The sequence below is a fragment of the Plesiomonas sp. ZOR0011 genome (assembly GCF_000800945.1).
GTDB classification, from domain to species: domain Bacteria; phylum Pseudomonadota; class Gammaproteobacteria; order Enterobacterales; family CAMTGL01; genus Plesiomonas; species Plesiomonas shigelloides.
The window spans coordinates 17823-30262 of the sequence record NZ_JRKB01000045.1; the positions used below are offsets into that span (position 1 = coordinate 17823).

The 12440-nt window shown below is 54.9% G+C and carries 12 protein-coding genes; 6 read left to right on the forward strand and 6 right to left on the reverse strand.

Annotation, left to right across the window (positions count from 1 at the left end; genetic code table 11):
• Nucleotides 1–52 precede the first annotated feature (52 nt).
• The 5 genes from truA to pdxB form a co-directional block, all read right to left on the reverse strand.
• Complete coding sequence (gene truA, locus L975_RS08340; RefSeq protein ID WP_010862122.1) at nt 53–838, reverse strand: tRNA pseudouridine(38-40) synthase TruA; 786 nt, start codon at nt 836–838, stop codon at nt 53–55.
• 150 nt (nt 839–988) lie between these two features.
• Nucleotides 989–4639: a FimV/HubP family polar landmark protein gene (locus L975_RS08345; RefSeq protein ID WP_047708108.1), complete on the reverse strand. Its 3651-nt coding sequence runs from the start codon at nt 4637–4639 to the stop codon at nt 989–991.
• Nucleotides 4640–4749: 110 nt separating this feature from the next.
• Nucleotides 4750–4941, reverse strand: a complete 192-nt coding sequence (locus L975_RS08350) for a hypothetical protein (protein WP_047708110.1) — start codon at nt 4939–4941, stop codon at nt 4750–4752.
• A 73-nt stretch (nt 4942–5014) separates the two neighbouring features.
• Nucleotides 5015–6028, reverse strand: coding sequence for an aspartate-semialdehyde dehydrogenase (locus L975_RS08355; RefSeq protein WP_010862124.1), 1014 nt, complete (start codon nt 6026–6028; stop codon nt 5015–5017).
• Between the two features lie 71 nt (nt 6029–6099).
• On the reverse strand, nt 6100–7227 hold the full coding sequence (pdxB, locus tag L975_RS08360) for a 4-phosphoerythronate dehydrogenase PdxB (RefSeq protein ID WP_039046033.1): 1128 nt from the start codon (nt 7225–7227) through the stop codon (nt 6100–6102).
• A gap of 355 nt (nt 7228–7582) precedes the next feature.
• On the opposite strand from pdxB, the gene L975_RS08365 reads away from it, so the two are divergent.
• From L975_RS08365 to L975_RS08390, 6 genes are all read left to right on the forward strand, one after another.
• Nucleotides 7583–7975, forward strand: coding sequence for a DUF2170 family protein (locus L975_RS08365; RefSeq protein ID WP_207541459.1), 393 nt, complete (start codon nt 7583–7585; stop codon nt 7973–7975).
• Nucleotides 7976–7985: 10 nt separating this feature from the next.
• Nucleotides 7986–8678, forward strand: a complete 693-nt coding sequence (locus L975_RS08370) for a PspA/IM30 family protein (RefSeq protein ID WP_010862127.1) — start codon at nt 7986–7988, stop codon at nt 8676–8678.
• A gap of 258 nt (nt 8679–8936) precedes the next feature.
• A complete protein-coding gene (locus tag L975_RS08375) occupies nt 8937–9575 on the forward strand; it encodes a YjfK family protein (protein WP_047708112.1) in 639 nt (212 codons plus the stop codon).
• A gap of 128 nt (nt 9576–9703) precedes the next feature.
• On the forward strand, nt 9704–10114 hold the full coding sequence (locus tag L975_RS08380) for a DUF350 domain-containing protein (protein WP_010862129.1): 411 nt from the start codon (nt 9704–9706) through the stop codon (nt 10112–10114).
• Nucleotides 10115–10125: 11 nt separating this feature from the next.
• The gene (locus L975_RS08385) at nt 10126–10827 is read left to right on the forward strand and encodes a DUF1190 domain-containing protein (protein WP_064977429.1); all 702 of its coding nucleotides are present in this window, start codon (nt 10126–10128) and stop codon (nt 10825–10827) included.
• Nucleotides 10827–11990, forward strand: a complete 1164-nt coding sequence (locus tag L975_RS08390; protein WP_039046031.1) for a glutathionylspermidine synthase family protein — start codon at nt 10827–10829, stop codon at nt 11988–11990. The genes L975_RS08385 and L975_RS08390 overlap by 1 nt, the downstream gene beginning before the upstream one ends.
• Nucleotides 11991–12089: 99 nt before the next feature.
• Here the strand turns inward: L975_RS08390 and L975_RS08395 are convergent, their stop codons facing one another.
• Nucleotides 12090–12407, reverse strand: a complete 318-nt coding sequence (locus L975_RS08395) for a DUF1971 domain-containing protein (protein WP_039046052.1) — start codon at nt 12405–12407, stop codon at nt 12090–12092.
• Between the last annotated feature and the right edge of the window lie 33 nt (nt 12408–12440).

The following is a 12440-nucleotide window of genomic DNA, read 5'->3' on the forward strand; positions in this document are numbered from 1 at the left end:
CGTGCTGATTAGCATGGGCTTCAGCGCTACTGAACTGGCGCCGAAGACAAGACTAATCCAGAACAAACAGAGGACCCGGCGCCGGTTTTGGCAGATTAAAGTGTTCAGGGTAATCCACTTCCACCAGATACAGGCCTTCGGCTTTGGCTGTTGCTGCCGCCAAATTACGATCTTTTACCGCCAGCAGCCATGCAATCCACTCTTCCGGCTGATTGCCCGCGCCCACCTCCAGCAAACTGCCGACGATATTACGCACCATGTGATGCACAAAGGCGTTCGCTTTGATATCGACAATCACATAGTTGCCTTGGCGCGTAACTTTCAAGTGGTGCACATTGCGCCACGGGGTACGCGACTGGCACTGTACCGCACGAAAAGAGGTAAAGTCATTCTCTCCCAGCAGATATTGCCCAGCGCGCTGCATTTTTTGCTCGTCGAGCGGCAAATGGTAATGGGTCAGACCGCGACGCAAAATCGCCGGACGGTAGCGATGGTTGTAGATGATATAGCGGTAACGGCGCGCCGTTGCACTAAAGCGAGCGTGGAACTCATCAGAGACTGGCTGCACCCAACGCACGGCAATGTCATCCGGCAAGTTGGCATTGACGCCCATCGTCCACGCGACATCTTTACGCACGGCATCGGTATCAAAGTGAACCACCTGACCGGTGCCATGGACACCGGCATCGGTACGCCCAGCACAAAACACATCCACCGGATGATTGGCGACTTTCGACAATGCCTTTTCCAGACGGCCTTGTACGCTGTCCACTTCCTGCTGACGCTGCCAACCGAAATACCGGCTGCCATCATATTCAATGCCCAGCGCTATACGCATAGTCCACTTACCTTCATTAACTGAGTCTACTGCAAGCATTTACTGCGAAAATTTACAGTAAAAGAAACGCGATATTATAAACAAAAATACGGTGCCTCTCAGCACCGTATTTTAGGCTCTTACCTTGATATCACCGTTATCCGACGATTTTCAGGCCATTTCCTGCAGCATTTTACGCGCTTGCGCTTGTTGCTCAGCGCTACCTTGCTTAAGCACCGATTCTAGCAGCGGTTGTGCGCCTTCAGGATCATCAATATCCAGATATGCTCGCGCCAAGATCAGTTTGCCGACCAAATCATCGTCCGCTTCGGTCTCTTGCGCTTCGGCTTCGACAAAGCTTTGGGTAAAAGCATCGCGCTCTTCTGGCGTCACCTGTACCGCAGCGTCCATCAGGTTATCCTGCGCCGCCCAATCTTCATCAGCAGAGGCAGGCTCTGGCGGTAAGGGCATCCGCCACTCATCGGCGGGCGCGGACATCGGTGCGGACAAATCAAAATCGGCCTCGGTCATCTCCGGCAAATCCAGCAACTGCTCAGCAAACAGCTGTTTTTGCTCTTCCGGTGTCAGCAAACTGTCGTGCGCGCGGTAATCGCTTAAACGCGCTGTCTGCGCGGCGGTGGCGGTATTGTCCAGCTCATCATGCAGCGGGTTCAGGCTCGCTGAGTACGCAGAAGCTGTCGTATCCACCATCGGCGCAGAAACCGCACTCGCACTGGCTGGCACTGTTTCTGATACTTCTGGAGTCTGTGGCTCTGGCGTCTGCGGTGCACGCTGACGCGCTCCGGCTAACGCTGCAGCCAAGGCTCGTTCCGTTTCCGAACGAAACGGTTCTGATTCAGAATCAGGCTCAGATGCCATATCTGCCATATCGGGCAGATCCGCCACTTCAACCGATTCAGCGGCTGCCTCGGCAGAAGGCATCTCTGTCGGCAGCACGGTGTCATCGGCGACGGGCTCGCTCAATGTTGGCGTTGCCGGCTGAGCGTCTGGCTGAGTATCCATCCCCCCAGCCGCGCTTTCATCGGTCAGCAGTTCCGAGCCCAACAGATCAGTCTCTAGCATCTCTGGCGCCAGCAGCTGCGGCTCAGGCAAGCGGGTCTGCGCGAATGGTGGCGCAGGCTCATCCGACGCCGCCACGGGCGATGCTAATTGCAGGTCACTGTCATCGGCTAGATCAAACAGGTCTGCAATCCCAGCGGCGGAGGACTTAGCGGCGACAGGCAGCAGCTCAGGCTCGGCATTATATTCGGTACGATGCTCAGGACTGTGTTCCGTACTGTGCTCATCTGACGCAATCTCGGTAACAACAAGGTCATCCGCCGTGGCTGTCGGCGCGGCCGGTATCTCTAGCGCGCGGTCGGCTGCCGTATCGGTTTCCGACAGGTTCGGCTCTGCGGCTCCCTCCGGCTGCATTGCAGCAACGACTGGCGCGACCGGCTCAGACTCACGCGGTGCACCGGCAAGCGCTGCAGCTTGCTCTGGCGCCTGCGCAGCGGCTTGTGGCTTCGGCGGCACGGCTACATCAGCCTTATCCGCGTTGGCAATCTCATCATCTACCGCGGATGGTACTGGCGCTGACGGTATTGTCTTAACCGATTTAGCCTCGACCGATTTAGCCTCGACCGGTTTTGCAGCGACAGATGCGGCCAATGCACTGGCGGCGATAGCTTGCGCAGACACCGGTGGTTTATCCGCTCCGTGAGGCTGAGCAGGAGCGGTGTTGTCCGGTGCTGTTGGCGCCGGAGCCGCTACCGCAGGCTCAGTCTCCGGCTCAGGCGCAACAGCGCTCTGCGATTTTTCCGCCGTCGCCACAGGTGCCGCTTTCGCCGCAGGACTCAGTGACTCAAACAAATCCTCATCGCTCAGCGACAATATTGGGTCTTCATCATCCATATCGGCCAGCAGACGGATATCATCATCCTGATCCAGTGGCGAACCGTTGACCAGTGATGGCGTTGACAGGATCACATCGACAATCTCATCGCCGCCCAACATTTCGTCATGGGCCAGATCTAGGTCCACCAGCGAGGCCAGCTCGGCGCTTTCTGGCGCGCTTGACGTGCTGCCCGTTGGATGCGCTAAGTCAAAATCATCCTCATTGATTTGCTCGCTCTTGGCGTCGCGACGACGGCTATTGAGCAGCGCCTCATCATCATCTTCCGGCGTATCGTCATCATCCAGCCCCGGTAGCGATGCAAACAGCGATGGCGGCTCCGGCAATTCAATGGCCGCAGGCGCGCTATTTTCCGCCGGATGCTCGGAGGTATCCGTGTCTTCCCACGGCATCTCCATGTCATCTGGACGGCTTAAATCAGGAGTATCATTGCCCAGCGCAAAGGCGGCTGCGCCACCAAAGTCTTTAGGCTGATGCTCTTCAAATGCCTGAGACAGCAGCGCATTTTGTCGACGCTGGCGCACGCGATACAGCAACCACAGCAATGCCCCCAGCAACACCGGCGGGATCACGCCCACGCCAATGGCTAGCGGCCAGCTGCGTGACATCTGCTGGATCAGCGAGCCGGATGACTCTTCCAGCATTTTGTTCTTCATCCGCTCCAGTTCTAGTGCCTTAGCTTGCTCTTCGGCATGAGCCATCGCCTGACTGGCTTCTTTACGAAACGCGGCTTCATTATCCAGCTCAACTTGCAGCTGTTTAACGCGAATTTGCAGCTCGCTCACTTGATTAGTCAGGCTGACATTGTTTTCGGTCAGGCGGCTGATTTCAGTGGCCGAATCCACCAGCTGTTGCCGTAACTGCTTGGCCTCCTCGGCAGTCAGAGGCAACGCTTGCGCTTCTTTTTGCTCAGTATTGGCCAGCATACCGGCGGAAACTGCCAGTGGCACAATCGGCTGCGCTTGCTGCGCCAGTGGCGCGCTGCTAGCCAGCGAAGTGCCGCTAGTGACAGCGGCTGGCACCGACGCTGGAGTATCAGCAGGCACCGGCACATTTTCTAATGCAGCGTATCGCTCCGCCACATTACTGACCGGTGCAGTGTTAGTTGAGGCAGGGCTGGTTGGCGCCGTAACACTTGGCGTCACCGCAGGTGCTGCTGGCGCAACGGGGCTATTAGCCGGCAACGGCGTGATCAGATCAGGCTCAGCCGTTGCAGCTTGCACGGCAGCAGTGGCCACACCGGCCGTTGCCGCTACAGCAGCGATTTTCTTGGCGCTGCTTGCCGCTGATGATGTATTGGCCGCACTAATTGTTGATGCACGATTTTCAGGCGAGTTGCTCCCCGCCACATGGGTAGTCGCGAGCGGTTTGCTGACCGATGGCGCTACTGGGTTACTACGTGCCGCAGTCTTTTTATCTTGCGTTTTTTGTGCTTGCGCACGCTCACGCGCCTGTTTTTCTCGGCTATAACGCTCCCACGCTGGCTTTTCTCGCTCTAAGCGCGCATTCACGGCCGCGGTATTTTCCGCCCGAACTTGGCTCAACGTAGGTAAACGCAGACGACTACCCGGCTTAAGACCGTGCAGATTATCTAATTCAAAAGCCGATGGATTGAGGCGATACAGCGCCCCGATGGTTTGCTGCACCGACACCCGATTCGACGGGCGGACACGACTGGCGATCGACCATAATGTTTCCGATGCTTTGGTCGGGCCGTACACTCGGCCCCGCGACGCAGTGTGGCCGCTGGTCGCTGAACGTACTGGTGCCGGCTGGGTGATGGCCGTGCGTCCCTGAGCCGCGGAAGGTGTTCCGTCCGGCCCTACTACCTCCATCTGATACGCTGACACCGGCAGGGCGCAACCGGCCACTGCCCACAGCGCTATCAGACGCGCAATTTTCGTCATGGTCACAACTCATACCCTCTGAGACGAAAGCCAGTCCTTATTGAAATCACCGAGGTTACCGGCCAGATTATTCAGGCAATATCTGACTGCAATCTTCAATAACAACAGATTCAGGAGCTCTTATCACCGGACGGCAGCTTGACGCCATCCGGCACTGAAATTGGGTTTTCGACATGCTCTGCACATATCGCGGCCATTGCCGTATATTTTTTTGACGCTTTGGCGTCGTCAGTAACAGACTGACCCCAGTTTAAAGCAAAAAATATGCCGGAGATCACCAGCTCCGGCATGATAATTAGCATAAATCACCCCGGCCAATACAGCCGCGCGTGGTATTTATGCAGCGCAGATTACATTTAGCGTTACAGCGACAAATCAGAGATAGTCGCGGATCAGCAACTCGGCGCTGTGCACGGCCATTAATGCGCCGCCAAACTGAACGTTGTCTGCCACTGACCAGAACTGCACCGCTTGCGGCAGACCGTAGTCATTGCGCACGCAGCCGATGGTCAAATGTGGATTTTGCGTAGCATCGCCCACTGGCGTCGGGAAGGCGTCGCCTTCTTGCAGCTCGATACCTTCGACGTCACGCAGCATCTCGATGCATTCGAGCTGGCTCAGCATTTGATCGGTTTCCAGCATCACCGCTTGCGCGTTGCCGTAGAAGACCGGCGCTTGCACGCACTGCACCGCTACTGGCAGCGTTTCATCCTGCAGAACTTTACGCACTTCATCAACAACGCGGCGCTCTTCGCTAACCACACCTTCGCTGTCCATACGCGCAGCACATGGCAACAAGTTAAACGCCAGTTGCGCTGGGAATAAGACCGGCTCGACCGGATAACCGTTCAGCAGACGAGTTGCCTGACCGGCCAGCTCGGTAACACCGCGCTTACCGAGCGCGGAAGCCGGTTGCAAGTTGGTCAGATTCAGACGCTGCAACACTGCTTGCTCCAGCAGTGGTTTCACGGCGGTCAGCGCTTGGCATACCGCGGCACCGGCCACAGCAATAATATTGCGGTTGCGGTATTCGCTCAGCATGTGCGGGTTAACGGTCGGTACCACCAATGGCACAGACGGATCCATCGCAAACAGGCCGCTGCTGTCAATTACCAGACAGCCAGACTCCGCCGCCAGATCGGCATAACGGGCACTGGCTTCTTGCGAGGCGACGAAAAATGCCAGTTGTACTTGCGCCCAATCAAACTCCTCGGCTGCCTGTACCGCGACGTTTTTACCGTTGAACAAAACGGTGTCCGCTTCATCCGGCTGGCTGGCCAGAGGAAACAGCTGACCCACCGGAAACTCGCGCTCACTCAGCAGCGTCAGCAGGGCCTCACCAACGGCACCTGTTGCACCCAATACTGCGATATTCCAACCTTCAGTCATACTGACTCTCTCCGCCCTGTTTTATTCTCTATTGCGATATACCGGCATGGTACTGCTCTGTCACTGACAAATCAGGCCACCCGGCTGGAAAACCCGATATTGTGCAGCAAATTTGCGGTTTGTGCATCATCGCAAACGACAGTGAGGGATGCCCACTCGCGTCGCTCGGGGTAAAACTTACGCAGACGGTCAAATTCGCCGTCAATGGCCGCGCCACGGCGCAGTGGCGCATCGTCGCGGCGCACGTCATACACCAGATGTACCAAGCGCGTCAGCATGGCTTGATCCAGCGCGCCGTGCAGACGGATTTCCGCCACATCCGGCACCGGTAACAAGGTACGAATATCGGCGCGTGGACTGCGACCTAACGATTCGCACAGCGCATCAAACACCTGCGCAGTACCGCGCGCTTTGCCTTCCAAGCTATAACCGGCAATGTGCGGGGTAGCGACCGCTACATAGGGCAGCAAAGGCAGCATAATCTGCGGCTCGTTTTCCCAAGTATCCATAATCAGATGCCAACGACGCCCATTTTGCAGCGCGCTCAACAATGCTTGATTGTCGATGATCCCGCCGCGACCGGCGTTAACTAAAATGCGGTCATCTGGCAGCGCCGCCAAGACATCAGCGTCAATCATGTGGAAGGTTGGGTGTGCGCCGCGCTTAATCAGCGGGGTGTGCAGCGTGATGATGTCGGACTGTGCCAACAATTCCGGCAAAGTCACAAATCCATCCAGCCCTTCTCGCTCGGCGCGTGGCGGGTCACACAGTAAGGTGCGGATACCCAGCGCGCGCAGGCGCTGATTGAGGCGCGAACCCACATTCCCTACCCCGACAATCCCGACCGTTTTATCGCGCAGCTGAAAACCATCTTGCTCGGCTTTAATCAACAGCGCAGAAATCACATACTCCACCACGCCAATGGCGTTACAGCCCGGAGCCGAGGAAAACCCAATTCCGGCCTGAGCCAGCCACTCCAGATCGACATGATCGGTACCGGCTGTAGCCGTGCCCACAAACTGAACCGAGGTATCACGCAGCAAGTCAGCATTGACCTTGGTCACCGAGCGCACCATCAGCGCATCCGCATCGGCTAATTCAGCCTGCGGCATAGGCCGGCCGGAAACAGGAAATACCTGTCCAACCTGACTGAATAACTCACGGGCGTACGGCATGTTTTCATCTACAACAATTTTCACGACCTGACTCCATCGGCATCGATTTTCTGTGATAAATGATACCACGCACGACAGCGATTGCGCCGGCGCCAGCCCACACTTGGCAGTGTGCTAAATGTCAATAAATGTGACAGAGGCCAAAGGCTTGCATCTTGTTGCCTATCATTGCGACCAACTTATGCGAAATTGTGCATTACAAGTCATTGATAATTTGAAACCTGGCCCCCATATCGGTGTCATACCTACCAGACTGTGATCGTTTTGCGCCGTCAAACGGCAACGCCAAAAACTGCGTGGGATAGACGCTACGATCATGTGATGGTTACCGGAAGGCAGCCTGAAATCTGCCTTCGCCGCATCAATAACGGGAGATTTAATGATGCAATGGCAACTCTCTGATTTACTTCAGCACCTGCAAGCACATGCCGGTTGGCATACCGAGCCGCAGGGCGATACGTTAGTGATCCGTAACGATGAAGGTCTGGAAGCCTATCTGGCCATTGCCGGTGAACAAATTCTGGTGGAAAGCCTGCTGTTCAGTACAGCGCAAGTCAAAGATTGCGCCGCGCTGGACGCTTACATCCTGCGTACACATAAACTGTTTCCGCTAACCAGTATCGGGATTAACCGGATTGACGATACCGAATACTACACGGCATTCGGGGCGCTCTCCTCCCACTCCTCATTCGAGGCTATTGATGCGGAAATCGCGACATTATTCCGTAATATCGCCGCATTTATTGACCTTTACGACGATTATTTACAGTGAGTTATCCATTATGAGTATTTGGAAAAAGTTATTTACCGCCGTAAAAGGTGGCGTGAACGAAGCGGCTGAAACCATTGCCGACAGTCAGGCGCTGCGCATTTTGGATCAAGAAATTCGTGAAGCCAAAGAAGAGCTGCGTCAATCTGACAGCGCGCTGGCCAGCATCATTGCCAAGCGCAAACTGTCTGAGCAAAAAGTGCAAGCGCTGGCACAAAGCATCAGCGAGTACGAGCAACACGCCATCAACGCAATGGAAAAAGGCGAAGAAGCGCTGGCGTTAGAGTGCGCCGAGCGTGTCAGCAAGCTGCGCGATGAGCAAGAAGGCGAGCAGCGTTATCTGGATCAGTTCAGCCACTCGGCTGATACCCTGCGTAATAACATCACGCAGGCGAAAGAGAAACTGCGTCAATTAGAGCAGCAAGTGGATGTGGTCAAAGCCACCGAAACCGTGCAAAAAGCACAAGCGGCGGTCTCTGCACGTAATGTGGGCGCGAACTCCAAAATGCGCACGGCCGTAGAATCATTAGATCGCATCAAGCAAAAACAAGCCGAACAACAAGCCAAACTGGAAGCGGCAGCTGAGCAATATGCCGAAGAAAGTGGCGATGCACTGCAAGCGAAACTGAAGCAAGCCGGGATCACCGGCAGCGCCAATAATTCGGCCAAAGATGAACTGGCCCGCATTCTGGCCCGCAAGCAGTAATCGCAGCCACCGACTGCGCTGAGACGTTCCTATGACTCCGGGCATCCCTATCAGGTGCGCCGGAGTTTTGTCTTATTGACGGTTAAATACCGTTAGATAACGGCTTAACACAGCGCAACGTGTGATGCCGCACCTATACTAGAATAGCGCGGTAGTTAGCATGAACCGTTAGCGCAAAAAATAGACGCTAACATAACAAGCTCACCATCTGTGGCATAACAACACTCCATAGCTGTCAGCATCAAGGTAGGACTGACTATGTTTGACTGGTTCAAAAAGAAAACCGCGCCAGCACCGACTACGCCCAGCACACCAGAAGTGCTCGGTCTGCGCTTAGGCGGCGTGGTGGAATTCGATGATCTGGCACTGCGCTTAATTGAGCCGCATGTGATTTTTGAAGGCGCGGCGCGCAGCCAGATTATTCAAGCGGTAGGTGAAGTGAAGCTGGACGATAGCAGCCGCCTGCTGCGTTTTTACACCGATGATGAAGGCTTTATTCAGGTTTTACAGCAAGGTGGAACCGAAGACAGCCACGTCATTGATGTCAAATTGTGGTATTTTTATCAGACGCAAGCGGTCGATACTCAGGCCAGTTGGGATGATTTGCTGCAAAACGGCATTGTGCGCAGCGAATGGTCACTGGAAGGGGAAACCTTCGAGAAGGTGTGGCATAACGAGCGGCCGGTCGCCATGACCGAGAAAACCTGGAATGCCGGTACCCTGTACCCGTCGGAAACCGATCAATTCATTATGCTGTATCAACGGCATGTGAATGATTCGCTGGATGAGTTCGTGATGATCTCTGCCGAAGAAAAACTGATCTTCAACGATCAGGAGCGCGCATTGGTGATCAGCACCGGGATTAACCTGACCCCGACCGACTTTAAAGTAATCTAACACTACCACGACGTACATTAACGCAGCCTAAACCTGCGTGATGGAAAAGACGTGTTTACATCCCGCACGGCATTTCACCGCGTAAAATGACGTGCGATTTACCATATAGGCAGCTGCTGCCAAGGAGAATGACTGTGGCGTTACTGGCCGGACTCGGATCTTTTGCTCTGTACTTTTTTACTGCGCTCATCATGTTGATGGTGTTTAAGTGGGCTTATGTGCGCGTCACCCCTTACGATGAGTGGGCGCTGGTTAAAGAACAGAAGAATGTTGCAGCGGCGGTGACGCTGGCCGGTGCCTTTATCGGTTACAGCTTGGCCATTGCCAGTGCCGCCAGTAATTCCGTCAGCCTATTTGATTTTATTGTCTGGGGCATAGTGGCGCTGTTTGCCCAGATCATCGCCTTCCTGATTGTCCGCTTTGGCTTGATGCCAAGCTTTGTCGAGCGGATCAACAACAATGAAATTGGCGCAGGCATCGTGATGGCCGGTATGTCCGTGTCCGTCGGTTTGCTGAACGCCGCCTGTATGACCTACTAAAGGAGAGCAGAATGAAACGCAGTCAGAACATTCTGCGCGAAAAGTTACGTAAAACCTGGCGTCCTTTTAAACTGGCACCGTTGACCGTGGCGGTCAGCAGCATGGTGCTGGCCGGTTGTGGCGATGAGGCTCAGCCGCAGGTATCCGCCGAAGTGTTCAAGAACTTGTCGGAATGTATTAATCAAAACCCGACCTTGGCCGCCGAGTGTCAAACCGCTTACCAGAACGCACTGGCCGAAGCGGCGAAAACCGCGCCGCGCTATAACAGCGAATCGGACTGTGTGGCCGAGTTTGGTGCCGGACAGTGCGTGCAATCACCGGGCACCGGCTGGTTTATGCCGATGATGGCCGGTTATATGTTCGGTAAATTGATGAACAGTGGCCGCCCAAGTTACAGCAACGTGCCGGTGTTTATCCCCAAAGATCAACGTAATCCCAATTACGGTAAATGGACCACCTCCACCGGTTATAGCTACGGCAACGCCGGCACCAGCAACCGTAATGTCACGCTGGATAACAATGCGCTGAAGGAAAAGCCAGCGGCAACGCGCACCTTGTCGCGCGGCGGTTTTGGCTCCACCGTGGAAGCCAAATCCAGCTGGGACAAGCGTGATGATCGCTCCAGCAGCAGCTCCGGTGGCAGCGGCTGGTCATCGTCGTCTTCCCGTAAAAGCTCTTACAGCGGCAGTAGCAGTCGCAGCTGGGGTGGCTGATGTTCCGCGTTCCTTGTAAAGAACGCCCGAACTGGCGCGCGTTAGCCGCCGAGTTCGGGTTTGGTTTTCATACCATGTACGGCGAGCCGTATTGGGATGAAACCGCCTATTACCAGTTCAGCCTCAAACAGATCGAGCAAGATCTGGAGCAGCCGACCCAAGAGTTGCACCAGATGTGTCTGGAGATTGTCGATCAAGTGGTGCGCGATGAAGCGCTGCTGCGTCGCTGCCAGATCCCCGAGCCGTTGTGGCAACAAGTGGCTGACTCGTGGAAACGGCGCGATCCGAGTCTGTATTCGCGTTTAGATCTGGCTTATGACGGTAAATCACCGGCCAAGCTGTATGAAAACAACGCCGATACGCCGACTTCCTTGTTTGAAACGGCGTTTTGGCAGTGGCTATGGCTGGAAGATAACGTCGACAACGGTCAGCTACGCCGCGATACCGATCAGTTCAATCTGGTGCAAGAAGCGCTGATCCGCCGTTTGCATCAGTTAAACCAGCACAGCCCACACACACTACACTTTGCCTGCTGTCAGGATACTGAGGAAGATCGCGGGACGGTGCAATATCTGGAAGATTGCGCCAAAGAAGCGGGCCTGAATACCAAATTTGTCTTCATCGAAGAGATTGGCTTAAGCGCCGATGGCCGCTTTACTGATACCGATGATCAAATTATCGAGTGGATGTTCAAGCTCTATCCGTGGGAGTTCATGTTCCGCGAAGCCTATGCCGAACATTTGGCCAGCGCGCAGGTACAATGGCTGGAGCCGATGTGGAAATCGATCATCTCCAACAAGGCGCTATTGCCGCTGCTGTGGCAACGTTTCCCGAATCACCCGAATCTGCTACCGGCTTATTTTGCCGATGATCCGGCGCGCAGTGCGCTGAAAGATTATGTGGTGAAACCGCTGTTCTCCCGTGAAGGCGCCAACATCAGCATCGTGCAGGATCAAAAAACCGTGTACGAGGTGGATGGGCCGTATGGTGAGGAAGGGATGATTTGGCAAGCTTATCATCCACTGCCCAAATTTGGTGATAACTACACCTTAATTGGCAGTTGGTTGATTGATGATGAGCCAGCGGGGATCGCGATCCGTGAAGATGCCAGCTTAGTAACGCAAGACTTGTCGCGCTACATCCCGCATATCATTTTGGATTAAGCGTCGGAATGATGGCGTTGGCCTGCCCGCAAGATACGTAGACAGGCCAACGTGATGCGCTTACCAATATGGGCTTAACACTGAGAGTAGCACTAAGATTTACTCGGTAGTGTCATGCAGTTGTGGATCAGAAAAGAAATCCAGATTAAAACAGGTATCGTCGGTCAGTAAGGCAATTTTGTGCCAGTACTGCGGCGGCGCGACCAAAAACTGCCCTGCTGCCACAATCACTTCCCGCTCAATCTCCTGCGTTTCACCGCGAAAACCGGTAAAACAGATCCCACCACGCATCACCGATAATCGCGCATACACCCCAGCACGTGTGTTATGCCAACTGAGCAATGCCGCCGGTACGCTATCGCGATTAAAAAATGGGGTCTGCTTGTGACAGGTAAAATAGTCAGGAATCGTTACCATCGTCTTATCTCCTTTGCTGCGTGTAGCATAACG

Coding starts and splice junctions, on each gene's coding strand:
- L975_RS08370 (WP_010862127.1), top strand. CDS start 7,986: ATGAGTATTTGGAAAAAGTTATTTACCGCCGTAAAAGGTGGCGTGAAC.
- truA (WP_010862122.1), bottom strand. CDS start 838: ATGCGTATAGCGCTGGGCATTGAATATGATGGCAGCCGGTATTTCGGT.
- L975_RS08375 (WP_047708112.1), top strand. CDS start 8,937: ATGTTTGACTGGTTCAAAAAGAAAACCGCGCCAGCACCGACTACGCCC.
- L975_RS08350 (WP_047708110.1), bottom strand. CDS start 4,941: ATGCTAATTATCATGCCGGAGCTGGTGATCTCCGGCATATTTTTTGCT.
- L975_RS08395 (WP_039046052.1), bottom strand. CDS start 12,407: ATGGTAACGATTCCTGACTATTTTACCTGTCACAAGCAGACCCCATTT.
- L975_RS08345 (WP_047708108.1), bottom strand. CDS start 4,639: ATGACGAAAATTGCGCGTCTGATAGCGCTGTGGGCAGTGGCCGGTTGC.
- L975_RS08380 (WP_010862129.1), top strand. CDS start 9,704: ATGACTGTGGCGTTACTGGCCGGACTCGGATCTTTTGCTCTGTACTTT.
- L975_RS08390 (WP_039046031.1), top strand. CDS start 10,827: ATGTTCCGCGTTCCTTGTAAAGAACGCCCGAACTGGCGCGCGTTAGCC.
- L975_RS08385 (WP_064977429.1), top strand. CDS start 10,126: ATGAAACGCAGTCAGAACATTCTGCGCGAAAAGTTACGTAAAACCTGG.
- L975_RS08365 (WP_207541459.1), top strand. CDS start 7,583: ATGATGCAATGGCAACTCTCTGATTTACTTCAGCACCTGCAAGCACAT.
- L975_RS08355 (WP_010862124.1), bottom strand. CDS start 6,028: ATGACTGAAGGTTGGAATATCGCAGTATTGGGTGCAACAGGTGCCGTT.